Consider the following 24,185-nt stretch of genomic DNA (forward strand, 5'->3'; position numbering starts at 1 on the left):
GGTGGGGTGGGGCCCGGAGAAGGCGGGGAGGGCCCGCACGCCGAGCCCTCGGCCGGTCGTATCCCGAACCGGAGAGGCTGCCCCCGGCAGCGGCCGGGAGGGTCCGGCGCCGGTACTGGCCACGGGGGCGGTGCCGGTAGAAAAGGGGGATGCGCAGAGACGAGGAGCAGGGGCGGCCGGACCGGCGGACGGTGTTGGCGGACGCGGCGATCGGGGTGCTGGCGGACCTGGGGGTGCGCGGGCTGACCCACCGGGCGGTGGACGCGGCGGCCGGGCTGCCGGCCGGCACCACCTCGGCCTACCTGCGGACCCGGCAGGCGCTGCTCACCGCACTGGTGCGCCGGCTCGTGGAGCTGGACCAGGGTGAGCTGCAGACCATGGGCGAGCTGGTTCCCGTCCGCTCGGTGGCAGAACTGGTCGACGGCATCGGGGAGTTGATGCGGCATCGGCTTTCCGGTGAGGGACGGCGACGCTCATTGGCTCGGTACGCGTGCGCGGTGGAGAGCGTCCGTGATCCCGAACTGCGGGAGATCCTCGTGCCACGGGAGAACGCGGGGCGCGCCGCCGTCCGGGCCTTCCTCGCCGAGCGGGGCGTGCCGGACCCGGACGGGCGGACCGGCACGCTGCTCGCCTGTATCGACGGTCTGGTCTTCGACCGCCTGGTGGGCGGGGGAGAGCCCGGGGCCGACGAGATCCAGGGACTGGTGACGGCGGCCCTGCGCGGGGCGGGCGGTAGCTGACGCCGCTTCTCCGTCGTCCGGTGGAAGCACTGCTCCGACGCGTCGCCATACCCGCGTCGTCGACGGCTGCGGCGGATCGGCATCGGATGACCAATCGTCAGGTCAACCGACCGTCAAGTCTGTTCATTCACAGAATATTCTGCGGTCCGCGGAATGGTGTGCGGAGAACTTTGCGCTGCCCCGAGGTCTTCCCACGGAGATCTCCGGCTGACAGGCTGGGGCAGCCCTTTTTCAGGACCGAGGAGGTTCCTTGTCCCGCATATCCACGATGGCCGGAGCGGTCGCCTGCGCCCTCGCACTTGTCACCGGTTCCGCCGTCGCCGCGTCGGCGGCGCCGATCGACCCGGCCCCGGGTCTGGCCGAGGCGAAGGTCGACCCCGTCGCCTGGACCCCGTGCAACCCCGACCCGACCAAGCCGGACCCGGGCATCTACGACTGCGCCGTCTACCCCGTGCCGCTGGACTACGACAACCCGTCGGGTGAGAAGATCGGCATCGCGATGATGCGGCGCCGGGCGAGCGACCCGTCGAAGCGGATCGGCTCGCTGTTCCTCAACCCGGGCGGCCCGGGCGGCAGCGGCTACCTGTGGGCGACGACCAGCCGCTTCGGCCCCGAGGTGCAGTCGAAGTTCGACCTGATCGGCTTCGACCCGCGCGGTGTGGCCCGGAGCAACCCCCTCAAGTGCTTCAAGACCCAGGAGGACGCCGACGCGGTCAACAACCGCATGGTCGGCGTTCCGGTCACCAAGGCCGAGGTCAACGAGACCCTGGACGCGGACCAGGACTACACGGACGCCTGCAGCAAGAACGCCGGCCCGCTGATCGAGCACATGTCGACCATCAACGTGGTGCGCGACCTCGACCGGATGCGCCGCGCCGTCGGTGACTCCCAGCTCACCTTCGCCGGCTTCTCCTACGGCACCCTGATCGGTTCGACGTACGCCAACATGTACCCGAACAAGGTCCGCGCGGTCATCATCGACGGCAACGTCGACCCCAACCTGCGCCTGCACAACGGCCTGGAGTACGACCGCCAGCGCGCGGGCGGCTTCGAGCTGGCCCTGGACGAGTTCCTGAAGCGCTGCCAGGCCGCGGGTGCCCCGCGCTGCGCCTTCGGCGAGGGTGACACCCGGGCCAAGTTCGACGGGCTCCGCGACCACCTGCGGACCAGCCCGATCACGCTGCCGAACGGCTCCCAGGTGACGCTGTCCAGCTTCACCAGCGAGGTCGCCGGCGCCCTGTACTCGCAGGCCAAGCTGGCCCCGCTGGCCAAGTCGCTGCAGGCCACGTACCAGGTGCTGCAGAAGCCGAACGCCGCCAACCTGCTGGCCCCGAAGGCGAACGTCTCGGAGGAGGACGCCAACCTCCTCACCGTGAACCTGCCGCGCGCGCTGCGGGAGGCCCCGGCGGACTCCGAGTACACCGCCGACGACTCCTACATGGGCGTCAACTGCCAGGACAAGCCGTACCCGTCGAACGACCGGGTGTTCGCGAACGTGGCCAAGACCTGGGAGCAGGAGTCGCCGACCTTCGGCCGCTACCAGGCCTTCGACGCGCCCGCGTGCGCCAGCTGGCCGGCCCCGGCCCGGGACGCCGAGCGCTTCTCCGGCCCGTGGAACAAGAAGACCTCCAACACCGTGATGGTCATCGGCAACCTCTACGACCCGGCGACCCAGTACAAGTTCGCGCAGCGGATGCAGCAGGAGCTGGGCAACGCGGTGCTGGTCAGCGTCGACTCGATCGAGCACTGCGCCGTCGGCCGCAGCAAGGCGCTGAACGACCTGGTCACCCGCTACCTGGTGGACGGCACCGCGCCGAAGCCGGGCCAGCTGCTGAAGCCGGACGCGGAGATCTTCCCGGCGGTCTGAAGCTCTGAAGCTCTGAATGTCTGACGCTCTGACGGCCTGAAGGCCTGACGGACGAGGTGACGGTTGTGGTGGTCGGCGGTGCCGGCCACCACAACCGTGTTTCCGGCTCGAATCGCTCCCGGAACTCCCGGAACTCCCGGTCCCGGAACTCCCGGAACTCCCCGGGAAATCGGCGGAAGATCGTCGCCGAACCCATCCGAGGTGACGAATCGTCACGCTCTCCCATTCGGGCCTTCCGCAGTCGAATGACCGGTCGGCGTGCGGCCGACCGGTTTTCCGCGAATTACGCGGCCTGCGCCGACTCCGCCTCGACGACCCGCCCGTCCCGGAGCTCGATCACGCGGTCGGCGAGTTCCATCAGCGTCGGGTCGTGGGTGGCGACCAGCACCGTGACGCCCTCGCTGCGCACCACCGCGCGCAGCAGCTCCATGATCGAGCGGCCGGTCTCCGAGTCCAGCTGACCGGTCGGCTCGTCGGCGATGATCAGGCCCGGCTCGTTGGCCAGCGCACGGGCGATGGCGACGCGCTGTTGCTGACCGCCGGAGAGTTCGCCCGGGCGCTGGTTGGCGTGGTCGGCCAGGCCGACCAGCGCCAGCAGGGCGTGCGCGCGCTCCTCGCGCTCCGCCGCCGCGACCTTGCGCAGCCGCATCGGTACGCCGACGTTCTCGGCGGCGGTGAGCATCGGGATCAGTCCGAAGGACTGGAAGACGAAGCCGATCCGCTCCCGTCGCAGGGCGAGTCGTCCGTCCTCGTTCAGTCCGCCGAGGTCGATGCCGTCGAGGGAGATGCCGCCTGCGGTCGGGGAGTCCAGGCCGCCGACCAGGTTGAGCAGGGTGGTCTTGCCGGAGCCGGATCGGCCCTTGAGCGCGGTGAGTTCGCCGCGGCCGATCGTGAAGGAGACGCCGCGCAGGGCGTGCACGGCCCGCTCGCCGGTGCCGAAGCTGCGTCGGAGATCGGTCACGGCCACCATCGGCTCGGCGTCCGTGGTCGTGGTGGTGACGGTGGCGGCCTGGTCCTGCGTCATGCGTCGTCCCCCCAGTGGGCGTGGTTGCCCGGTTCCATTCGGCTCTACGGGTACGGCGGCTCCGCCGGTTCAGGATCCCGGGAAGGAATCCGTGCGGACGGAGCTCGTCGGCCAAAGGAGCGCGATGGAACCGGAGTTGTGAAGTGTGCATGGCATTTCAATGGGGCATCCCGGCCGGGATGCTATCAATGATGGAATTTGCTCACTGCTTACTTGATTCGCGCAAGTCCCTTCCGTTTCTGGACTGTTTCTGACAGCATCGTCCGCTATCCGGTGACCGAATGCCGGTGATCAATGCGCCGGAGTGCTCTCGAAGTGTCCGCCCGTGGCCGATTTGTGCCCGGACCGGATCGATGGGCGGGGCCGGTCGACGCTACCGGGGACGTAATCCGGGGGAGGAATCTCGATGCTCGGCTTCGTCGTGCGCAGACTGCGCGGGCGACTGCCGCTGGCTGCTGCCGTCCTGCTGACGGTACTGATCACCACGGCGGTGCTGACCGCCCTGGTGACCTTCAACAGCGGCGTCGGTCAGGCGGGTCTGCGACAAACGCTCCAGGGTCCGGGCCATGCCCGGACCACCGTGGTGGTGACCGCCGAACACGGCCTCGAAGAGCGGCAGAAGGACGACGCGGCGCTCGCCGCCTACCGGCAGAAGCTCTTCGGGGGCCTGCCCGTACGCACCGACAGCCTGTTGCGCAGCCGCTCCTACGGCCTGCCGGGCGGTGACGCCGCCGGAACCGCGACGGCCGGTCAGCCCGGCACGGCCAAGGCCGACCTGACGGTCCTCGCCGATCTCGACCGCGACCAGGTGAGGCTGACCGCCGGTGCCTGGCCGGACGCCGTCGGCGGACCCGTCCAGTCCGCCGTTCCGCAGGTCGCCGCCCCGCAGGCCGTGTTGGCCCGCCTCGGCCTGACCGCCCAGGCGCTGCCCGTGGACGTCCGGCTCGCCGACCGGGTGGACGGCAAACCGCTGACCGTCCGGATCACCGGAACCTACCGGGCCGCCGACCCGTTCGCCCCGTACTGGCACCTCGACCCGGTCGGCGGTCACGAGATCCAGAGCGGCGGGTTCACCACCTACGGCCCGATGATGGTCGACCAGAGCGCCTTCACCACGGGTGGCCTGCCGCAGAGCAGCCGCGGCTGGCTGCTCGACGCCGACTTCGCGGGAGTCGACCAGGACACGGCCGAGGCCATCGGCGACCGCGCCCAGCTCTTGGCCGACGATCTGCGGAAGACCTCCAGCCTCGCCGCGAGCACCGAACTTCCGGACGTGGTACGTGAACTGACGGCAAGTCTGATGGTTGCCAGGTCCACCCTGCTGATCGGCGCCCTGCAACTCGCGGTGCTCGCCGCGGCGGCCCTGCTGCTGGTCGTCCGGCTGATCTCGACCCGTCAGGAGCGGGAGAACGAACTGCTCGCCGCCCGCGGTGCCTCCGGTGCCCGGCTCGGCGGTTTCACCGCCCTGGAGTCGGTGCTGTTCGCCCTCCCGGCCGCGGTGTTCGCCCCCGTGCTCACGCCGTTCCTGGTCCGCGTCCTGGCCGGCCTCGGTCGATCCCACCAGGTCGCCATGGATGCCCAACTGCGTTGGACGCTTTGGCCGGTGGCCCTGATCTGCGCCCTCGGCTGCATCGTCCTGACCACCGTGCCCAGCCTGTTGCGCGGGGCCGGCGCCGCCCTGCGCCGCCGGGCCGGCGGCCGCCAGGCGATGGTCTCCGGCATCGCCCGCAACGGCGGTGACCTCGCGGTGCTCGGCCTGGCCGTGCTCGCCTACCAGCAGCTCGACCAGTACGGCGGCGGGCTGTCCGCCGACTCCTCCGGTGACCTCGGCGTCGACCCGCTGCTGGTCGCCACCCCCACCCTGGCGCTGTGCGCGGGCACCCTGATCGTGCTGCGGCTGCTGCCCCTGGTCGCCCGGCTGGGCGCCCGGGTCGCCGCCCGGGGCAACGGCCTCGGCCCGGCCATGGTCGGCTGGCAGCTGGCCCGTCAGCCCGCCCGCGCCACCGGACCCGTGCTGCTGCTGGTGATGGCCGTGGCCACCGGAGTGCTCGCGCTCGGCCAGCACGCCACGTGGACCGCCTCCCAGTACGACCAGGCCTCCTTCGACACGGCCGGCGGCCTGCGCATCTCCGCCGCGCACAGCTCGCTGATGGGCCAGGGCGGCCACTACGGCGCACTGCCCGGCGGCGACCGGCTGATCCCGGTGGACCGCGAGGACCAGAACCTGTCGAACGGCACCGGGCAGATCCTCGCGGTGGATTCCGCCGCCCTCGCCGAGCGGGTCCCGTTCCGCGACGACCTGCTCGGCGGGGGCGACCGGGCGAAGGTGTTCGGCACGCTCGCCCAGCCGGCGCCGACCGGCGCGCAGGCCGGCGTCACGCTGCCCGGCCGCCCGCTGCGGATCGACGCCGACCTGGCCGTCCGGCAAGTGTTCGCCAACAGTGGCCCGTTCACGCCGCTCCCGTCCCCGCCGGAGGTGACGCTGCTGCTGCGGGACCGCTTCGGTTACGTCCACAAGGCCCCGTTCGCCGACCTCCCGGCCAGCGGCGATCAGCGGGCCTCGGCCCAGCTGAGCACGCTGGTCGACGCCCCGGTGGGCTCCGTCGCCGCACCGCTGACCCTGGTCGGGGCGACCGTCTCCTTCCGCGACCGGGCCGTGGGCGAGGTGACCGTCGGCCGGCTGGCCGTCTCGGACACCGCGGACGGGCCCGCGACCGACGTTCAGGTGCCGGCCGGCCTCTCCTGGAAGGGAGACGTGGTCGACGGGCCGGCCCTCCGGCCCGGGGCCGCGCCGCCGGTCACCGTACGGCCCGAACCGGCCGACGCCGGGCGGCTGTTCACCGTCGGCTACGCCCCGGAGAAGGTCCCCCTGCGGGCCGTCCTCGGCATCGCGGGAACGGAGACGCCGAACGTCGTGAGCGGCGTCGCCACCCAGGACTACCTGAAGCTCGTCGGCGCATCGGTCGGCGACGTCGTCCGGGTGCCGATCGCCGGCGCCGTCGTCCAGGTCAGGATCACCGCGGTGGTCCAGGCCCTGCCCGCGACCGGTCGCAACGCACTGGTCGTCGACCTGGCGACCACCGCGCGACTGTTGGCCGCTCAGGGCCGCACCCTGCCCAGCCACGCCGAGTGGTGGCTGCCCGCCACCGGGCCGGGCGACCACGCTCCGGCCGAGCTGGCCGCCGCACTGCGGGCCGCCCCGGGCTCCCAGGACGTTCAGCTGTACGACGAGGTCGCCGAGGGAATGCTCAGCGACCCGGTGGGCGCCGCCCCGCAGAACGCGCTGATGGCCATCGCGCTGGTCACCGCGCTGCTCGCCGCGATCGGCTTCGTCGCCGCCGTGGCCGGCTCCGCCCACGAGCGCGCCCGGGACTCCGCGCTGCTGCTCGCCCTGGGCGCGCCGCGCAAGCAGGTCACCCGCACCGTCGCCGCCGAACAGGCGCTGCTGGTCGGACTCGGCGGGACCGTCGGGCTGGCCCTCGGCGCGCTGCTCGTCCACCTGATCGTCCCGTTCGTCGTCCTGACGCCCGCCGCCCGCCGCCCGATGCCCGAGGCGCTGATCGAGCTGCCCGTCGGCCAGGCACTGCTGTTCGCGGCCGCGATCGCCGTCGCCCCGCTGCTGTCGGCCTTCCTCATCGGACGTCGCCGTCGAGACGTGGCCAACCGGCTGCGCCACGTGGAGGAGATGTGACCACCCAGGCCGGCACCCGCGTGCCCACCACCGACACCGCCCACCGCCCCGCGGGCTGGGTCCGCACCAGGCTGCGGGCGAATCCGCTCGCCGCGCTGCTCATGGCGGCCCTCGCGTTCGTCACCGTCTTCCTGGCGGCGGCCTTCCCCCGCATCGCGGACCGGGGCGCGGACGCGGCGCTCCAGGACTTCGTCCGCCAGAAGGGCCTCGTCCAGAGCAGCCTGCTGACCACCTCCAAGGTCCGCGACGACGACGACGCGGTCAAACTCGACCGGGTGCAGCAGACCCTGGGCGAGACCGTCGGCCGTGAGCTGACACCGGCCCGGTCGGGCGAGGCCTACGGAGCCCGCGCCCTGACCTCCCGCATCATGGGCAATCCGGGGTACGCCCGGATCGCGGAGAAGATCTTCCCGGACCTCAGCCTGCTCTACCTGCACGATCTGCCGGGCCGGGCCACCCTCACCGACGGCACCTGGCCGACCCCCGGTGCCACCGGCCGCCCGCTGCCGATCGTGATCAGCAAGAAGGCCGCCGAGACCATCCACATCAAGCTCGGTGACGTCATCGACAACGGTGAGGAGGGCTCGGGAGTCAAGCGGGCCACCGTGGTGGTCGGCTTCTACCAGGCCAACGACCCCCTGGATCCGTTCTGGGACGACCTCGGCTGCTCGGTCCGCGCCTGCCTGAGGACCGACCCCGACCTCGAGCACTGGACCACCAGCGGGTTCGTCGACGGCGGCAGTCTGCCCGCGATGGCCCACTGGGGTTCGAGCGCCGAGATCTTCTGGCGGCTGCCCGTCGACCCCGCCTCGCTGCACGCCGACCGGCTCGACCGCACCCGCAGCGTCATCAGCTCCTTCCTGGCCGGGCGCGACGCCACTTCCCTGGTCACCGCGACCGGGCGCGCCGACCTGCACACCAGCTCGAACCTGCCCGACATCCTCACCCGGGCGGACGCGCGCTACCAGGCCTCGCTGCCACTCAGCGCGATCGGCCCGGCCGGCGTGGCGGGCGTCGCCACCGTGGTGCTGTTCCTGGCCGCCGCCCTCACCACCGACCGGCGCACCGCCGAGATCAGGCTGCTCCAGGCCCGCGGTGGCTCCCTTGCCGGGGTGCTGCGACGGCTGATCGGCGAGGGCGCGGTCACCGTCCTGCCGGCCGCCGTGCTCGGAACGGCCCTCGCCCTGGTGCTGCTGCCCACCCCGCGGTGGGACCGCTCGGTGCTGGCGGCCCTGGCCGCGACCCTGATCGCGCTGCTGGCCTTCCCGGCCCGCGCGGCCCTGCTGTGGGCGCGCCGGCCGGCGGCCGGCGGCCGACGCCGATTGGTCGGCGAGATCGCCGTCCTGGCGGTCACCGCCGCGGCCGTGGCGGAGGTCCGGCGCCGGGGCGTCGGTACCGGCGCCGGACTGGATCCGCTGCTGGTCGCCGCCCCGCTCCTGCTCGCCGTCACCGGCGGGCTGCTACTGGCGCGGATCGAGCCCGTGGTGGTCGGCTGGCTGGCGGCACTGGCCGGCCGGAGCCGCAGCCTGATCGGCTTCCTCGGCCTGGCCCGGGCCGCCCGCGACAGCTCGGGCCGCCGCAAGCCCTCCGTGCTGCCGCTGCTCGCCCTGCTGATCGCCGTCACCACGACCGGTTTTGGTGCCACCGTGCTCGACACCGTCGATCACGTGCGGACCCGCGCCGCGCGCATCGCCACGGGCGGGGACATCGGCGTCTCCCTCCCGGGCTACGCCACCCTGACCGAGCCGTTCACCAAGGCCGCCGGTGCCCTGCCGGGCGTCCGGGCCTCGACCGCGGTCTGGGTCGAGCCCAAGACCCGCATCCTCGGCGCCGACCAGACCTACACCGAGGCCTACCTCGTGATGGTGGTCGATCCGGCGGCGTACGCCGAGATCGCCCGGACCCTCGGGGTCGGCGAGTTCGATCCGGCGAAGCTGGCCGGGGCCTCCGGTGGCCGGGACACCCCGGTGCCCGCCCTGGTCAGCCGCGACCTGGCCAAGCGCCTGGCAGAAGGGTCGTCCCAGGTGCGCACGCCCAACGGCAACGACCTGCGCCTCACCGTCACCGGCACGGTCGGCGCCACCCCCGCACTGCCGGACCCGGGCAAGCCGTTCGTCGTCGTTCCCGCCGGCCCGGCCTGGGAGCGACTGCCGGATGCCAAGCGGGTGAACGAGTGGTTCGCCGTCGGCGACGTCGACCCCGAAGGAGTCAGGACGGCCCTGCGGGACAACAGCGGCGCCCGGCCGGTCGGTCTGGCCAAGCTGATCGCGGATGACGCCGCGGCCGTCGGCAAGGCCACCCACGGCCTGCCGGCGGGATACACGGTGCACAGCAGCCGGGAGACCGCCGCCGCGCTCGGCGACGACCCGCTCCAGCACGCCGCCGAGCGGCTGTTCTGGTACGCGGCCGCCGCCGGAGCCGGGTACGCCCTGCTCGCCGTGCTGCTGACGCTGTTCCGGGCCGCGCCCGACCGCACGGCCCTGCTCGCCCGGCTGCGCACCATGGGCCTGCGGCCCCGCCAGGGCCTGGCGCTGATCGTCATCGAGGCGCTGCCGCAGACCCTCGCGGCCGCCGTCGGGGGTGGGCTGGTCGCGATGGCGGCGGTCGCCCTGCTGGGCGGCGGGTTCGACATCTCGACGCTGGTCGGCGCCAGGGTCGGGGAAGTGATCACCCCCGAGCTGATGCCGGTGCTGCTGCCCACCGCGGGCCTGGCCCTGCTGGTCGGCCTCGGGGTGGTGCTGGAGACGCTGGTCGCCGGCCGGCGCCAGATCGCCACCGAACTGCGGGCGGGGGAGCAGTCGTGACAGCGGAACCAGCGGCACGGGCCGCGACAGTGGAGGACACCGGGAGCCGGTCCGGCCCCGGGGGCCGGCAGACCGCCGGGACCGTCCGTACCGCCGGGACCGTCCGTGCCGTCGGGACCGTCCGTGCCATCGGGACCGTCCGTGCCGGCGCAACCGTCGGTACCAGCCAGACCGTCGAGACAGGAGACGAGCGGTGAACAGCACCCCCCAGGGGCCGACGGCCGTCGCGACCCCCAGCCTGCAGGAGCTCCGGGAGCGGGCGCTCGCCGCCGCCTCGCCCAAGGCGTACGGCGAGGGCGCGGCCATCGTCTGCGACCGGCTGGTGCGGATCTTCAGCACCGAGGGCGTCGAGGTCCAGGCGCTCCAGGGACTGGAACTGACCATCCGGAAGGGCGACCTGGTTGCCCTCGTCGGTGCGTCCGGCAGCGGCAAGTCCACCCTGCTCACCATCCTCGCCGGGCTGGACGTGCCGACCGCCGGCACCGCCACCGTGGCGGGCTGCGACCTGCTGGAGATGTCCGCCGGGGAGCGGCTGCGCTACCGGCGCGAGGTGGTCGGCTTCATCTGGCAGCAGACCGCCCGCAACCTGCTGCCCTTCCTCACCGCCGCCGAGAACATCGCCCTGCCGATGCAGCTGCGCGGCCGCCGGTCGGGCATCGGCGGACCGAAGCAACAGGCCGCCCGGGTGGCCGAGTTGATGGAGGCACTGGAGATCGGGGAGCTCGCCCGCCGGCGCCCCGCCGAGCTGTCCGGCGGCCAGCAGCAGCGGGTGGCGATCGCGGTGGCGATGGCCAACAACCCGCCGGTGCTGCTCGCCGACGAGCCCACCGGTGAGCTGGACTCCGAGACCGCGGGCGTGATCTTCGAGGCCTTCCGCACCGTCAACCGCGAACTCGGCGCGACCGTCGTCATCGTCACCCACGACCCGATGGTCGCGGGCGAGGTTCGCCGCACGGTCGCCATCCGGGACGGGCGGACCAGCAGCGAGGTGCTGCGCCGCACCGTGACGGACGAGCACGGCGAGGAGTCGGTCAACGAGCGCGAGTACGTGATGCTGGACCGCACCGGCCGGGTCCAGCTGCCGGTCAAGTTCCTGGAGGCGCTGGGCATGGAGCACCGCGTCGCGGTCGACCTCGCGGCCGACCACATCGCGGTGCGCCCGGACGACATCGCGGGGCACTGACCGCCTTCCGGCGGGTGGGCGGTGTCAGCCGTCGCCGCCCGTCCGCCGGAAGAGGCCGCTTCCCTCGGCGTCCGCCCGGAGATCGGGCGGCGTCCCCTGCGCGGCCCGCTCGCCGCGGGAGGTGGCGGTGCACAGGGCGAAGACGAGCAGGGCACTGGCCGCCACGGCGAGGATGCCCAGTGCGGTCAGGACGCGTAGCCAGGTCAAGGGAGTGCCTCCTGGGGACGGTGCGGGGAACGCTGCCAGGGAGGTATCGGCAGGTGGGCCCGCACGGTCGAGTGCCCACGGACGGTTCTTCCCGCCGGGTACCGTGCAAGAGGCCGCCCGCGTGGGCGCTCGAAGCACTCGCGAGGCGCGTCACGCCCCCTCGCACGCCCCCGCGGTGGCGGCGGCCCGGCCGGCGCCGTCATCCTCCGTGCAGGCGCCGGACTCCGTGCGGGCGTCGCCCCCCGTGCGGGCGCCGGACTCCTTACGGGCTGCGTCGGCCGTCAAGGCGCGCAGCAGACCGAGGTCCGGCTTCCCGAGCCCGTTCAGCGGGATGGCCGACAGCAGCAGGACGGTGTCCGGCGTGCACCGGGTGCCGCCGTGTTCCCGGCTCCAGCGCCGCAGTTGCTCCGCCGTCGTCCGGGAGCCGTCCGCCAGGGCCACCGCGGCGTGGACGCGCTCCAGCCGGTCCGGGTCGGTGGTCGTGAACATCACCGCCTCGCGGACGTCCGGGTGGGCGCGCAGCGGCTCCTCGACCTCGCGGGGGAACACATTGTGCCCCTCGATGATCGCCATCGGATCCCGCCGCCCGGCCACCGTCAGATAGCCGGCCGCGTCCAGGCTGCCCAGGTCGCCGGTGTGCAGCCAGCCCTCGCGCAGCACCCGGGCGGTCGAGTCCGGGTCGCGCCAGTAGCCGACCATCGCGGTCGGCGTCCGGACGCAGATCTCCCCGGTCAGGCCGGGCGGCAGCGGCGCACCGTCCTCGTCCAGGATCCGCACCCCGGTGTCCGGGTACGGGCGGCCGGCGGTGGACAGCAGCCGCGGGTCCAGGTGCTCGTCCGGGCCCAGCCGGGCGACCGGCCCGCACTCCGTCAGGCTGTAGGTCTGGTGCAGCACCCGGCCCAGCCGCCGGGTCGCCTCCGCCAGCCGCCGGGGCGAGGGCGGGCAGCCGGTGTAGCCGACGCGGCGCAGACTGCCGGTGTCGGTCACCGGCAGTAGCGGGTGGTCCAGCAGCCGATAGAGCAGGTGCGGCGGCAGGTACATCCGGGACACCCGGTACCGCTCGACCGCCGCCAGCACGGCCCCGGCGTCGAACCCGTCCTGCAGCACCACCGTGCCGCCCGCCGCCAGCGCGAGGTCCGCCGTCGTCCCGCCGCCGTGGCAGAGCGGCGTGCACAGCAGGAAGGTCGAGCCGGACAGCAGCGGTGGACGCGGCGGCCGGGCGAAGCGGCGCAGCACGCCCTTCGGCCGCCCGGTGGTGCCGCCGGTGAAGCGCACCGCCATCACGTCCTCCGGCCGGTACCGGGGTTCGAGCGGGGCGGGCGAGCAGGCGGCGGCGAGGGCCGGCAGGTCCTCCCCGAGCCCCAGCGGCGCCGGGCCGAGCGCGAGGAGGCGGGCTCCCGGTACGGCGCGCGCGATCCCGTCGGCCGCGGCCCGGCAGCGCAGCGGATCGAAGACCAGCGCCGACGTCCCGGCGAACTCGGCCAGCGCCACCTGCTCCCGAACCGGCCCGTCCGGGTACGGCATGGCCACCCGGCAGCCCAACAGGTTCGCGGACAGCCGGACCAGCAGCGCCTCCGGTCGGTTCCCGGCCAGCACCGTCACCCCGTCCCCGCGCCCCAGCCCGATCCGCGCCAGGGCCCGGGCGCCGCGGTGGACCGCGTCCAGGCAGTCCTGCGCGGTGAGCGCGCCGCCGTCCCCGTAGCGGATCGCCACCCGCCCCGGATCCCGCGCCAGCCCGTCCAGCACCAGTCCGGTGTACGTCGGACCCGCCTCGGCCATGGCCTGCCTCCCGTCTGACGGTGCGTCAGCCTAGTGGACCGGCGGTCCCGGAGGTGCACGGCGGTCGACCGGAGCCCCGGGGCCACCGCCGCCCGGCGCGAGCGGGGTGCGCCGGCGCCGTACGGGTCCGGGCACGGGCCGGTGGTGGGTGCCGCGGGGGGTGGTGGGTCGGGCCGGCCGGGATTGTTAGGGTTCCCGGTCGGACGTGAACGGGGAGACCGGTGAGCAGCGGAGTGGATGCGGTCGTGGAGCCGCGTGGGGTGGTGGACCTGCGCGGCGAGGCCGGGGCGGGGTTCGTCGTGGCCTACCCGGCCGGTGCCGTGGTGGTGGTGTCGGGCCTGCCGGGCGCCGGGAAGAGCACGCTGCTGCGCCGGTGGTCCGGGGCGGCGGTGCGCGCGGTGGACCCGCGGACGGTGCACGAGGCCTGCGAGGCGGTGATGCCGGCGGGTCTGCCGTACGCGGTGTACCGGCCGTGGGCCAGGCTGGAGCACGTCCGGTTGCTGCGTTCCTCGGTGCGGCGCGGCGGGCCGCTGCTGGTGCACGACTGCGGCAGCCGCGCCTGGATGCGGCGCTGGCTCGCCCGGGAGGCGGGCCGCCGGAGCCGCGAGCTGCACCTGGTGCTGCTGGACGTCGGTGCGGCCACCGCGCTGGACGGCCAGCGGGCCCGCGGCCGCCATGCCTCCGCCCGGGTGTTCGCCCGCCACCACCGGGGCCTGGCACGGCTGTTGGCCGCCTTCACCCGGTACGGGCGGTCGGCCGGGCCGACGCCGACGCCCGAGGCCTCGTCCGTGCTGCTGCTGGACGCGGTCTCCCGGTCCAGGGCGGCGGCGGTGCGGTTCGGCGAGGAGGAGGCGGAGGACGTCGGCGAGGGCCTCGGCCGGGAGCAGGGCTGACCTCAGCGGTGGGCGCGGCGCTCGGCCTCCGCGTGCCACCAGCCGGGCGGGGACGGTCCGTCGACGGCGGCGGAGGGCTGCTCGGGGTGGAGCCCGAGCGGGCGCAGCGCGTCGGCGGCGACCTGGACGTCGACCCAGCACTGCCAGCGGCCGTCCGGGCCGATCCCGCAGGTCAGGCCGTAGCGTACGGAGTCCGGGGAGAACGGCATCCAGTCGATGCCCCGGTCACGCAGTCAAGCGCGGACGGCGGCCGGCGGAGTGGGACGGCCGGGCAGGCTCCGGTAGCCGGCGATGGTGATCCAGTCGGTGTCGGGCTCGCTCATGGGAGCCATGATGCCACCGGTTCGGGCGGGAACGGTAGGGGATTTCCGGGGGAGGACCGGCGGTCGCGCGGGCGTTCCCAAGCCCCGGGTGCCCACCTAGGGTGGATCCGGTGATGGTCTATCTCCTGGGGGTGGAGGACCTCGCCGTCACCCGGTGCGGGTACTCCCCGTTGCGCGAGACGGTGTGCAGTCTGCGATTACGCGGCCGGCCCGGCGGGTTCCCCGAACAGCGCGGCTGGGCGGCCTCCTGGGCGCGCGACTACGCGGGCCTGGACACCGAGCTGCTGGACGCCCTGGTGACCCCGAAGGGCTTCGCGCCGGACGTGCTGACCCCGCGCCCGCGCGGCTGCCGGCCCTGCATCCAGGACGAGTTGCCGCTGCTCGCCGCCGTACCGCCGGACCGGCTGCCCGCCGGCTTCCGGACGGCCTACGCGTGCGACGGGAGCCCGCTGCCGCCGGTGCTCGACCTGCTGCTCGACGATCCGTACGCGCTGCGCGGCCGGCTGGTCTCCGCGCTCGGCGAGTACTGGACGCGCTGCCTGGAGCCGGCCTGGTGGCCGCGCGCCCGGACCGTGCTGGAGGCCGACCTCGCCTACCGGGGGCGGCGGCTCGCCGAGTGGGGCGCGGCCGGGCTCTTCGCCGACCTGGACCCGAAGGTCTCCTGGGCCGACGGTGCGCTGCGGATCCGCGGCGGTGTGCGCGGGGCGCCCGCGTCGGCCCGGCGGGAGCCGGTGGCCGGGCGCGGGCTGGTGCTGATGCCCACGCTGTTCGCCGACCGGGCGCTGTGCGAGGCCTCGTCGGGCGGCGCCCCGGTGGTGGTCTACCCGGCCCGGGGCCGCGGCACCATGGCCGAGGGGTCGGACACCGGCGCGGCGGCGGCCTCGGCCGCGCTCGCGGACCTCATCGGCGTACCCCGCGCCCGCGTGCTCGGCCTCCTCGACACGCCGACGACCACCACCGCCCTGGCGCAGCGGCTCGGGGTCACGCCCGGTGCGGTCAGCCGCCACCTCGGGGCGCTGGCGGCGGCCGGGCTGCTGGAGCGCACCCGCAGCGGCCGGGCGGTGCTCTACCGGCGCTCCCCGCTGGGCGAGTCGCTGGCCGGCGGCCCGGGCCGGTCCGGTCTGGCACCGTGACCCGTTCAGGTGTCAACTCCGGTTTGTCCGACGACAATTGACCTGTACGGTCAAAGGATTCCGATGCCGTCGGTGCCCGCCTAGGTTGGGTGCCGCTCGTCCGCGACACCGGGCAACAGGCCCGGTCGCGGTCTCATGCATCAGGGGGAACCATGCGTATCCGCACCACTGCCGCGGTGCTGGCCTCGGCCGCCGCGCTCGCCGTGCCGCTGCTGCCCACCGCCGCCTCGGCGGCCGCGCCCGCCGCGCCCGCCGACCGCCTGACGCTCGGCCAGAGCGCCGCGCGCACGTCCGGGGCGGCGCCCGCGCTCGCCAGCGGCTACATCCGCATCCACAGCCTCTACCAGGTCACCCCGGGCCAGTGTCTGGACGCGGACGCCAACGCCGGCGGCAACGGCACCAAGGTGCAGGTCTGGGGCTGCAACGGCACCACCCAGCAGGAGTGGATCTCCTGGGACGACTACAGCATCGAGAGCGTCCGCTTCCGGGGGATGTGCCTGGACGCGGACACCAACGGCGGCGGCAACAACGGCACCCGGATGCAGCTGTGGCAGTGCAACGGCAGCACCCAGCAGAAGTGGTTCATGCGCGCCAACGACCTGGCGATCTACAACCAGCGGTTCAACAACAACCTGAACACCGTGGTGGACCGCGACACCAACGTGCGCGGGGACGGTGCCCGGACGCAACTGTGGGCGAAGAACTTCCAGTCCCAGCAGTGGTGGCAGATCACCGGCGCCTGATCTCCGGGCTCATCGCGTGATCCGCGGGCTCATCGCGTGATCCGCGGGCTCATCGCCTGGTCCGCGGGCTCATCGCGTGATCCGCGGGCTCGTCGGCGCCTGAGCTGAGCCGCAGGGCCATCGGCGCCCGAGCCGCGGGCCGGAGGAACGAACAGCGGGGCGAACGCGCGGCGGGGCACCGAAGGGGTGTCCCGCCGCGTCGCCGGTCGCGACCGCCACGACCGGCACGCGTGATCACCACAACACCCCGCAGCCACCTCCCCGCGCTGCCAGACTGGGGCCAGCAGAGTCCGTCACGGAGAGAGGCCCCACCCCGCATGCCCAGCAGCGCTGCCGTCGACAACCCGTGGTTCCGCCGGTTCAACCCGTCCGACTCCGCGCCCGCCCGGGTCGTGATCTTCCCGCACGCCGGCGGCTCGGCCAGCTACTACCTGGGGTACGCCAACGCGCTGGCGCCGCACGCCGATGTGCTCGCCGTCCAGTACCCGGGCCGGCAGAACCGCTTCCAGGAGCCGCCGATCAGCACCGTGGAGGGGCTCGCCGACGAGCTGTACCGCGAGCTGCTGGACTGGACGGACCGGCCGCTCGTCTTCTTCGGCCACAGCATGGGTGCGGCCGTCGCCTTCGAGACCGTCCGGCGCTTCGAGCGCCACGGCGGGCGGGGGCCCGAGCGGCTGTTCGTCTCGGCCGGGCGTGCGCCCTCGCTGCCCCGGGACAGCGAGTTGTCCAAGCTGTCGGACGACGGGTTGCTCGCCAGGACCGTCGAACTCGGCGGCACGGACGAGCGGATCCTCGAACTCCCCGCGCTGCGGGAGCTGGTCCTGCCCGCCCTGCGGGCCGACTACACCGCCATCGAGACGTACCGCTGCGCCCCCGACGCGACCGTGTCGGTGCCGATCACCGGCCTGGTGGCGGAGAGCGACCCGAACGCCACGGCGGAGCACGTCGGGCAGTGGGACCGGCACACCACCGGCGGCTTCGACCTGCGGATCTTCCCGGGCGGGCACTTCTACCTGGCCGACCGGACGGCCGAGGTCGTTCGGCTGCTCGTCGCCCACCTGCGCGGCTGAGCCCGCCGGGACCGGCGCCCGCACGGGTGACCGAACCCGCCCGCTCGGCTACTGTGCGAGCTTGACGAGTCGTCAACAGACCACCGGGAGGCCGTGTTGCGCCGGATCGCCGTCGTCGGAGCGGGTCAGGCCGGCCTGCAGTTCGCACTCGGGCTGGTGGCGGACGGGTACGAGGTGACGCTGGTCGCCGAGCGCACCCCGGAGCAGGTGCGCGGCGGGCGGGTGCTGTCCACGCAGGCGATGTTCGGCCCGGCACTGCGGCTGGAGGCGGCGGCCGGACTGGACCTCTGGGCGGACCGGGCGCCGGCCGTCTCCTCGGTCGAGGCGGTGCTGGCGGCGCCGCCCGCCGTACGGGCGCTGGAGTTCACCATGACGCTCGACGAGCCCGCCCAGTCGGTGGACCAGCGGCTGAAACTGGCCGGCTGGCTGGACCTGCTGGCCGAGCGCGGCGCCCGGGTCGAGTACCGCTCGCTGGACCGGGAGGGCTTGCGCGAACTGGCCCGTCGGCACGAGCTGACGGTGGTCGCCGCCGGTCGCGGCGAACTGGCCGGGATTTTCGGCCGCGACGCCGCCCGGTCGCCCTTCGACCGGCCGCAGCGGGTGCTGTCCTGCCTCTACGCGCACGGCGTCGGCGCGCCCGACCCGGCCGCCGAGCCCCGGGCGCGGATGCACGCCCTGCCCGGTCTGGGCGAGCTGTACCTGCAGCCGGCGCTCACGCTCTCCGGCCCCTGCGCGATCCTGCTGTGGGAGGCGCTGCCCGGCAGCCCGCTGGACGCGTTCGGCGACAGCCCGCCGCCGGACGTCCAACTGGCGCGGATCCGTGCCCTGTTGGGCGAGTACCTGCCGTGGGAGGCGCAGCTGTGGACGGAGGCCGAGCCGACCGACGCCGGGGCCGGGCTCTTCGGCGCCGTCACCCCGACGGTCCGGCGCGCGGTGGCCGAGCTGGGTTCGGGCGTGGACGCCGTGCACGTGCTGGGCCTCGGCGACGCGGTGGTGGTGAACGACCCGATCACCGGCCAGGGCGCCAACAGCGCCGCCCGTGCGGCCGAGTCCTACCGGCGGGCCGTCGTGGAGCACGGTAACGCCCCGTTCACGGCCGACTGGATGTGCCGGACCGCCGAACGTTTCTGGCAGCAACACGCCTGCCACACCGTCGAGTTCACCGCCGCGATGCTGACCATGCCGGACCACCTGCAGGGCGTGTTCGCGGCCGCCGCCGCACATGACGAGGTCGCCCGCCGCCTCGCCAACACCTACGCCGAGCCGAGCGACCACGCCGCCTGGTTGGCCACCCCCGAGCTGACCGCCGCCTACCTCGCCTCGCTGGGAAGCCCGCGGTAGGGGCAAGCTTCGAACCCCCGCCCGTGGGCCGACGGGCCCCGCCGTCGGCCGGGGGCTGCTCCGCTCCGGGTGCGATGCACGCATCCCGGCGCTGCTCCGCGCGTGCTCCGCGCGTGCTCCGGGCGGCCGACGAGGGTTCGTAGCAGCGCCCCGGTCGGCCGAGGACGGCCGCACTTGCCGCCGGACCGCCCGCGGGACGACGCTGGAGGGAGGACGGCAACGGATGCGGGAGGCGTCGCTCGTGGACGGACGCGAGCCCGCCGGCCGGTCCGGGCGCGGTCACCGGAGCGTGCCGCACACGGCGGACCTGCGGGTGGAAGCCTGGGCGCCGACAGCCGAGGGCTGCATCGGCGAGCTGGTGCACGCCGTCGTGGGCAGCTTCGCCGACCTGAGCGGCGCGCGGGTCGTCGGCGAGCGCGGCTGCACCGTCCTCGGGGTGAGCGACGCGGACCTGCTCGCCGGGGTCCTGGAGGAGGTCATCTACCGGATGGACGCCGACGGCGAACTGCCCGTCGCGCTGGCGATCGACCGCATCCAGGGGCTGGACGGCGCCCGGACCGTGGCGGTCCGCTTCCGGATGGCCGACGCCACCACCGCGGCCCTGGTCGGCGCCGTGCCGAAGGCCGTCTCGCTGCACGACCTGGACCTGCGCTCCGGGCCGGACGGCTGGACGTGCCTGGTCACCGTGGACGTCTGAGCGTCCGAGCACCGGATGCCGGAGCGGCCGGAGCGCCGGAGCATCCCAGGAACGGGAACGGGAGTGGGAGCGGGAGCGGGAGTGGGAGCGGGGTGAGCGAGGTGCAGATCGCACTGACCGAGGCGGGCCGCCACCGCTGGCGGATCGAGCCGCGCCCGCCGATGCGGGTGCCCGGGCTGGTGTTCGCCTCCGACGCACTGCTGCCGCAGGCGAGCGGGGACAAGGCGCTGGAGCAGGTGGCGAACGTGGCGACGCTGCCCGGGATCGTCCGCGCCTCCTACGCGATGCCCGACGTGCACTGGGGCTACGGCTTCCCGATCGGCGGGGTCGCGGCCACCGACGTCGACGAGGGCGGGGTGGTCTCGCCCGGCGGGGTGGGCTTCGACATCTCCTGCGGGGTGCGGCTACTGGCGGCCGGCGTCACCCGGGACGAACTCGACCACGAACGGATCCGCCGCCTGATGGACCTGCTGGACAAGACCGTCCCGCGCGGCCTCGGCCGGGGTGGCCTCTGGCAGCTCTCCGGACCGGAGGAACTGGACGAACTGCTGCTCGGCGGCGCCCGCTACGCCGTCGAGCACGGCCACGGCGTGCCGCGCGACCTGGAGCGGTGCGAGGACCGCGGGGTGCTGGACGGCGCGGCCCCCGGGGAGGTGAGCACCCGGGCCGTCGAACGGGGACTGCAGCAGGTCGGCAGCCTCGGTTCGGCCAACCACTTCCTGGAGGTGCAGGCGGTCGACCGGGTGTACGACCAGGACACCGCGGCAGCCTTCGGACTGCGGCCCGACCAGGTCTGCGTCATGATCCACTGCGGTTCGCGCGGCCTCGGCCACCAGATCTGCACCGACCACGTGCGCGCCATGGACCGTGAACTGCACCGCTACCGGATCGACCTCCCGGACCGCCAACTCGCCTGCACCCCGGTCGACTCGCCACGTGGCCGCGCCTACCTGGGCGCGATGACCGCCGCCGCCAACTACGGCCGGGCCAACCGGCAACTGCTCTCCGAGGCGGCCCGCCGCGCCTTCGCCACCGCGCTCGGCATCGGGCTGGAGCTGGTCTACGACGTCTCGCACAACCTCGCCAAGCTGGAGACCCACGAGGTGGACGGCGTCCCCCGGAAGCTGTGCGTCCACCGCAAGGGCGCCACCCGCGCGCTGCCGCCCGGCGACCCCGACCTGCCCGCCGACCTCGCCGACGCCGGGCAACCCGTGCTGGTGCCGGGGACCATGGGCACCGCCTCGTACGTCATGGTCGGCCTGCCCGACAACGAGGCCTTCCGCTCGGCCTGCCACGGCGCCGGGCGGGTGCTCAGCCGGCACCAGGCGCTGCGCACGGTGCGCGGCGAACGGCTCAAGAGCGACCTGGAGGCGCGCGGCATCGCGGTGCGCCCCGCCTCGTGGCGGGCCCTGGCCGAGGAGACACCCGAGGCCTACAAGGACGTCGACGCGGTGGCCGCCGTCACCGAGGCCGCCGGGCTGGCCCGGAGGGTCGTGTGCCTGGTGCCGCTCGGCGTTTGCAAGGGGTGACGCGGCGCGGGTCCGGAGCAGGAGTCCGAGCCCACACCCGCACGGAGCCCACACCCCGCACGGAGCCGACGTCCGCACGGAGCCGAGGCCAGTCCTGCCGTACGGGAGGGGTGGGCCGCCCGACGGGCCGCGGCCGAGCCGCACCCGGTTGCCCCGGCCGGGTCTCTCGACAGGCTCCGCCGCGAGCGCTTTGATGTCCGACGCACCCGTGACAGGAGGTGGGGCCATGCCGGGCAACGGAACCGGGCCGGTCATCGAACTGCGGTCGCTCACCAAGCGGTACGGCGACACCGTCGGCATTGAGCAGCTGGACGTGTCGGTGGAGGCCGGCGAGGTGTTCGGCCTGCTCGGCCCCAACGGCGCCGGGAAGACCACCACCCTGCGCTGCCTGGTCGGCCTGCTCAGCCCCAGCGACGGGCAGGTGCGCGTGCTCGGCCTGGACCCGGTGGCCGACCACCGCCGGGTCGCCCCCTCGATCGGCTACCTGCCCGGCGAACTGCGGCTCTACCCCGAACTCACCGGGCAGCAGACCCTCGACCTGCTCGCCGCCCTCCAGGGCGCCCCGGTGCCGCGCCGGAACGAGCTGTGCGAGCGGCTGGCGCTCTCCCGCGCCGACCTGGCGCGCCCGGTGGGGGAGTACTCGCGCGGCATGAAGCAGAAGCTCGGCCTCGTCCAGTCGCTGCAGCACCGGCCCCCGGTGGTGGTGCTGGACGAGCCGAGCGAGGGGCTGGACCCGCTGGTCCAGGAGACCTTCTACGAACTGCTCGCCGAGGAGGCCGCGGCCGGGTGGACCGTCCTGCTCTCCAGCCACGTGCTGCCCGAGGTGCAGCGCACCTGCGGCCGGGTCGCCATCGTGCGCCACGGGCGGCTGGTGACCGTCCGCTCGGTGGCCGAACTGCGCCAGGCGCGGGCCCGCAGGGTGCGGCTGGTCTTCGCCGACGAGCTGGGTGCCCGGCCGCTGGGCGCCGCCGAGCGGTGGTCCCCGCGCTGGGACGGCCCGCGGGTCGAGCTGCTGGTGCCGCCGGACGAGGTGGTCCAGGCCGTGCGCACCCTGCTGGCCGAGCTGCCGGTGGCCGACCTGACCGTGGAGGAGGCCGGCCTGGACGAGGCCTTCCTCGACCTCTACCGCTCGGAGGACGACCGCGACCACGATGCGGCGGCGTCCGACCGCGGCCACGATGCGGCATCCGACCGCGGCCACGATGCGGCGGGCGACGACCGCCGCCCGGAAACGGAGGAGAAGCCGTGAACCCGGGTACCGTCAGCCGCCGCCTCCCACTGGTCTGGCTCGCCCTGCACCGGCGGCGCCGGATGCTGCTCTCGCTGCTGTTCGGCATGGTCGTCTTCGAGACCCTGATCGTGGTGATCGCCGGGACCATCGCGCCCGGCGACCTGTTCGGCGCCGCCCGCCGAAACCCGCCCGGCGCGTTCCGGGCCTTCAGCGGCTCCAACGGTGACGTCTCCATCGCCAGCTACCCCGGCCTGCTCGGCGCCGGGCTCACCCACCCGTTCTGGATCGCCCTCCAGCTCACCGTGATCGGCTCGCTCGGCGCCGCCGCCGTCGCGGCCGACGTCGAGTCCGGCACCATCGAGCTGCTGATGACCCGCCCGGTCTCCCGACGCCGGCTGCTCGCTGAACGGGCCGGCGCCATGGTCGCCGCCTCGGTGCTGCTCAACGCCGCCGCCACCCTGACCATCGCGCTCGGGGTCGCGTTCTCCCCGAAGCTGCGCGCCGCCGTCCCGGAGGGCGCGGTGTTCACCGCCGGACTGCTCGGCTGCGCCCTCGCCTTCTGCCTGACCGGGCCGGTGCTGGCGGTGTCCGCGCTCAGCCGGCGGCGGGCGTACGTGATCGGCGCCGCGGTCGCCTTCGGCGCGGTCGGCTTCGCGCTGAACTTCGTCGCGCTGGCGTGGTCCCCGGCCCGGCCGCTGCGCTACCTCAGCCCGTTCCACTACTACGCCCCGGGCGACGTGCTCGGCCACGGCGGGGTGCCCTGGGCGGCGCTGGGCCTGCTGACCGGCGTCGGCCTGCTCGGGCTCCTGGCGGCGTTCCGGCTGCTGGAACGGCGCGACCTGGCGATCTGAGCGCGGCTGCGGTCGACCGTGCTCCGGCCCACCGGCCGGATCACCCCTCCGCCACGCTGCACCCCCGCCGACCGGCGGCGATGATCATTCTGCTGGGCGGGCGGCAGGGGCGGCCGGGTCGGCGGCTGGGGCTCAGTAGGACCGGGCCGCCGCCAGCAGGCGTTCGCGGACCAGCGCGACGTGCGGGTTGGCCGAGCCGGCCGGGCGCCGGACCAGATAGGCGGTGTTGATCGGCGGGTCGGCCGGCTCGTGGAGCAACCGCAGTGCCCCGGAGGCGAGTTCGGCCCGGCAGAGGTAGCCGGGCAGGACGCTCCAGCCCGCGCCCGCCGTCACCGCGGCGAGCACCGCCCGCAGGTCCGGCACGGTGAGCGCCGCCCGGGCGTGCAGCCGCCGGTCGAAGACGTGCCGCCAGTAGCGGCGGGCGATCGGCAGGTCCTCGGCGTAGCTGAGCAGCGGCACCTCCGCCAGGGCCTCGGGCAGCTCCCGGCCGGACAGCCGGTCGGCCCACACCGGGGCGGCGACCAGCACGAACTCCTCGTCGGCCAGCGGCTCGGCGAGCAGCGTCCGGCCGCGCGGGCGGCGGGTGGCGACCACCAGGTCGTGCCGCCCGGCCCGCAGTTCCTCCAGCAGCGGGTCGGTCAGCCCGCCGGTCACCCGCAGCCGGACACCCTCGGCGACCAGCGGCGCCAGCTCCGCCAGCAGGACGGTGCCCAGGAACTCCGCCGGCCCGGCCAGGTGGACCGGCTCCGGCACGCCGCCGCCACGCCCGTCGGCGACACCCGCCAGCCGGTCCAGCGGCTCCGCCAGGCGGGCGGCGAGGTCGTCGGCGTACGGCAGCGGGCTGACCCCGCGCGCCCGGCGCTCGAAGAGCTCCCGGCCGAGCCGCTGCTCCAGCGCGCGGATCTGCGCGGTCACCGTGGACTGGGACAGGCCCAGCAGGTGCGCGGCCGCGGTGAAGGAGCCCGCGCGGTGCACCGCGAGGAAGGTCCGCAGCTGGTTGAGGTCAAGCGGGCCGGAGCCCGGCGGCAGCCGATCGCTCATATCGCGAGCCTACGGGATCCCGATGGCTGGGCCGCCCG

General features: G+C 74.5%; 19 protein-coding genes. 14 read left to right on the forward strand and 5 right to left on the reverse strand.

Annotated features, from left to right (window positions below; translation table 11 throughout):
- Positions 1 to 149 precede the first annotated feature (149 nt).
- Together ABTY56_RS01670 and ABTY56_RS01675 are read left to right on the forward strand one after the other, a co-directional pair.
- The gene (locus ABTY56_RS01670) at positions 150 to 740 is read left to right on the forward strand and encodes a TetR/AcrR family transcriptional regulator (protein ID WP_350625376.1); all 591 of its coding nucleotides are present in this window, start codon (positions 150 to 152) and stop codon (positions 738 to 740) included.
- Positions 741 to 990: 250 nt separating this feature from the next.
- The gene (locus ABTY56_RS01675) at positions 991 to 2,607 is read left to right on the forward strand and encodes an alpha/beta hydrolase (protein WP_350625378.1); all 1,617 of its coding nucleotides are present in this window, start codon (positions 991 to 993) and stop codon (positions 2,605 to 2,607) included.
- A gap of 283 nt (positions 2,608 to 2,890) precedes the next feature.
- Here the strand turns inward: ABTY56_RS01675 and ABTY56_RS01680 are convergent, their stop codons facing one another.
- Complete coding sequence (locus ABTY56_RS01680; protein WP_350625380.1) at positions 2,891 to 3,631, reverse strand: ABC transporter ATP-binding protein; 741 nt, start codon at positions 3,629 to 3,631, stop codon at positions 2,891 to 2,893.
- 406 nt (positions 3,632 to 4,037) lie between these two features.
- On the opposite strand from ABTY56_RS01680, the gene ABTY56_RS01685 reads away from it, so the two are divergent.
- The 3 genes from ABTY56_RS01685 (at position 4,038) to ABTY56_RS01695 (ending at position 11,309) form a co-directional block, all read left to right on the forward strand.
- Entirely contained in the window at positions 4,038 to 7,322 is a 3,285-nt protein-coding gene (locus tag ABTY56_RS01685) for an ABC transporter permease (protein ID WP_350625382.1), read from the forward strand.
- Positions 7,319 to 10,126: a hypothetical protein gene (locus ABTY56_RS01690; RefSeq protein ID WP_350625384.1), complete on the forward strand. Its 2,808-nt coding sequence runs from the start codon at positions 7,319 to 7,321 to the stop codon at positions 10,124 to 10,126. The genes ABTY56_RS01685 and ABTY56_RS01690 overlap by 4 nt, the downstream gene beginning before the upstream one ends.
- A 193-nt stretch (positions 10,127 to 10,319) precedes the next feature.
- Positions 10,320 to 11,309: an ABC transporter ATP-binding protein gene (locus ABTY56_RS01695; RefSeq protein WP_350625386.1), complete on the forward strand. Its 990-nt coding sequence runs from the start codon at positions 10,320 to 10,322 to the stop codon at positions 11,307 to 11,309.
- A 24-nt stretch (positions 11,310 to 11,333) separates the two neighbouring features.
- Here ABTY56_RS01695 and ABTY56_RS01700 read toward each other — a convergent pair whose 3' ends face one another.
- Positions 11,334 to 11,516, reverse strand: a complete 183-nt coding sequence (locus ABTY56_RS01700) for a hypothetical protein (RefSeq protein ID WP_350625388.1) — start codon at positions 11,514 to 11,516, stop codon at positions 11,334 to 11,336.
- A 150-nt stretch (positions 11,517 to 11,666) separates the two neighbouring features.
- The gene (locus ABTY56_RS01705) at positions 11,667 to 13,295 is read right to left on the reverse strand and encodes an AMP-binding protein (protein WP_350625390.1); all 1,629 of its coding nucleotides are present in this window, start codon (positions 13,293 to 13,295) and stop codon (positions 11,667 to 11,669) included.
- 245 nt (positions 13,296 to 13,540) lie between these two features.
- Between ABTY56_RS01705 and ABTY56_RS01710 the strand changes: the two genes are divergently transcribed.
- Positions 13,541 to 14,188, forward strand: a complete 648-nt coding sequence (locus tag ABTY56_RS01710; RefSeq protein ID WP_350625392.1) for an AAA family ATPase — start codon at positions 13,541 to 13,543, stop codon at positions 14,186 to 14,188.
- Positions 14,189 to 14,190: 2 nt separating this feature from the next.
- Here the strand turns inward: ABTY56_RS01710 and ABTY56_RS01715 are convergent, their stop codons facing one another.
- Positions 14,191 to 14,397, reverse strand: coding sequence for a hypothetical protein (locus ABTY56_RS01715; RefSeq protein ID WP_350625394.1), 207 nt, complete (start codon positions 14,395 to 14,397; stop codon positions 14,191 to 14,193).
- A gap of 227 nt (positions 14,398 to 14,624) precedes the next feature.
- Here ABTY56_RS01715 and ABTY56_RS01720 point away from each other — a divergent pair, with 227 nt between their 5' ends.
- The 8 genes from ABTY56_RS01720 to ABTY56_RS01755 all read left to right on the forward strand — a co-directional run bounded on the left by ABTY56_RS01720 (position 14,625) and on the right by ABTY56_RS01755 (position 23,106).
- On the forward strand, positions 14,625 to 15,644 hold the full coding sequence (locus tag ABTY56_RS01720; protein WP_350625772.1) for a helix-turn-helix domain-containing protein: 1,020 nt from the start codon (positions 14,625 to 14,627) through the stop codon (positions 15,642 to 15,644).
- A gap of 152 nt (positions 15,645 to 15,796) precedes the next feature.
- Positions 15,797 to 16,387: a ricin-type beta-trefoil lectin domain protein gene (locus ABTY56_RS01725; protein ID WP_350625396.1), complete on the forward strand. Its 591-nt coding sequence runs from the start codon at positions 15,797 to 15,799 to the stop codon at positions 16,385 to 16,387.
- Positions 16,388 to 16,704: 317 nt separating this feature from the next.
- Positions 16,705 to 17,457, forward strand: coding sequence for a thioesterase II family protein (locus tag ABTY56_RS01730; protein ID WP_350625398.1), 753 nt, complete (start codon positions 16,705 to 16,707; stop codon positions 17,455 to 17,457).
- Between the two features lie 96 nt (positions 17,458 to 17,553).
- Positions 17,554 to 18,798 carry a styrene monooxygenase/indole monooxygenase family protein gene (locus ABTY56_RS01735; RefSeq protein ID WP_350625400.1) on the forward strand — a complete coding sequence of 415 codons (1,245 nt, stop codon included), beginning with the start codon at positions 17,554 to 17,556 and terminating at the stop codon, positions 18,796 to 18,798.
- A 223-nt stretch (positions 18,799 to 19,021) separates the two neighbouring features.
- Positions 19,022 to 19,495, forward strand: coding sequence for an archease (locus ABTY56_RS01740; RefSeq protein ID WP_350625403.1), 474 nt, complete (start codon positions 19,022 to 19,024; stop codon positions 19,493 to 19,495).
- Positions 19,496 to 19,587: 92 nt separating this feature from the next.
- Positions 19,588 to 21,024, forward strand: a complete 1,437-nt coding sequence (locus tag ABTY56_RS01745; RefSeq protein WP_350625404.1) for an RtcB family protein — start codon at positions 19,588 to 19,590, stop codon at positions 21,022 to 21,024.
- A 226-nt stretch (positions 21,025 to 21,250) separates the two neighbouring features.
- Positions 21,251 to 22,273 carry an ABC transporter ATP-binding protein gene (locus ABTY56_RS01750; RefSeq protein WP_350625406.1) on the forward strand — a complete coding sequence of 341 codons (1,023 nt, stop codon included), beginning with the start codon at positions 21,251 to 21,253 and terminating at the stop codon, positions 22,271 to 22,273.
- Positions 22,270 to 23,106, forward strand: coding sequence for an ABC transporter permease subunit (locus ABTY56_RS01755; protein ID WP_350625408.1), 837 nt, complete (start codon positions 22,270 to 22,272; stop codon positions 23,104 to 23,106). Before ABTY56_RS01750 ends, ABTY56_RS01755 begins: the two co-directional genes overlap by 4 nt.
- A 132-nt stretch (positions 23,107 to 23,238) precedes the next feature.
- Here ABTY56_RS01755 and ABTY56_RS01760 read toward each other — a convergent pair whose 3' ends face one another.
- Positions 23,239 to 24,147: a LysR family transcriptional regulator gene (locus tag ABTY56_RS01760; RefSeq protein ID WP_350625410.1), complete on the reverse strand. Its 909-nt coding sequence runs from the start codon at positions 24,145 to 24,147 to the stop codon at positions 23,239 to 23,241.
- Between the last annotated feature and the right edge of the window lie 38 nt (positions 24,148 to 24,185).

Source organism: Kitasatospora sp. NPDC097691 (genome assembly GCF_040302665.1).
In the GTDB taxonomy this organism is placed as follows: Bacteria; Actinomycetota; Actinomycetes; order Streptomycetales; family Streptomycetaceae; genus Kitasatospora.

Bases quoted from the DNA above. Each gene is read 5' to 3' on its own strand.
- ABTY56_RS01670 (WP_350625376.1), top strand. From the start codon at position 150: ATGCGCAGAGACGAGGAGCAGGGGCGGCCGGACCGGCGGACGGTGTTG.
- ABTY56_RS01680 (WP_350625380.1), bottom strand. From the start codon at position 3,631: ATGACGCAGGACCAGGCCGCCACCGTCACCACCACGACCACGGACGCC.
- ABTY56_RS01685 (WP_350625382.1), top strand. From the start codon at position 4,038: ATGCTCGGCTTCGTCGTGCGCAGACTGCGCGGGCGACTGCCGCTGGCT.
- ABTY56_RS01705 (WP_350625390.1), bottom strand. From the start codon at position 13,295: ATGGCCGAGGCGGGTCCGACGTACACCGGACTGGTGCTGGACGGGCTG.
- ABTY56_RS01715 (WP_350625394.1), bottom strand. From the start codon at position 14,397: ATGCCGTTCTCCCCGGACTCCGTACGCTACGGCCTGACCTGCGGGATC.
- ABTY56_RS01720 (WP_350625772.1), top strand. From the start codon at position 14,625: ATGGTCTATCTCCTGGGGGTGGAGGACCTCGCCGTCACCCGGTGCGGG.
- ABTY56_RS01725 (WP_350625396.1), top strand. From the start codon at position 15,797: ATGCGTATCCGCACCACTGCCGCGGTGCTGGCCTCGGCCGCCGCGCTC.
- ABTY56_RS01730 (WP_350625398.1), top strand. From the start codon at position 16,705: ATGCCCAGCAGCGCTGCCGTCGACAACCCGTGGTTCCGCCGGTTCAAC.
- ABTY56_RS01740 (WP_350625403.1), top strand. From the start codon at position 19,022: ATGCGGGAGGCGTCGCTCGTGGACGGACGCGAGCCCGCCGGCCGGTCC.
- ABTY56_RS01750 (WP_350625406.1), top strand. From the start codon at position 21,251: ATGCCGGGCAACGGAACCGGGCCGGTCATCGAACTGCGGTCGCTCACC.
- ABTY56_RS01760 (WP_350625410.1), bottom strand. From the start codon at position 24,147: ATGAGCGATCGGCTGCCGCCGGGCTCCGGCCCGCTTGACCTCAACCAG.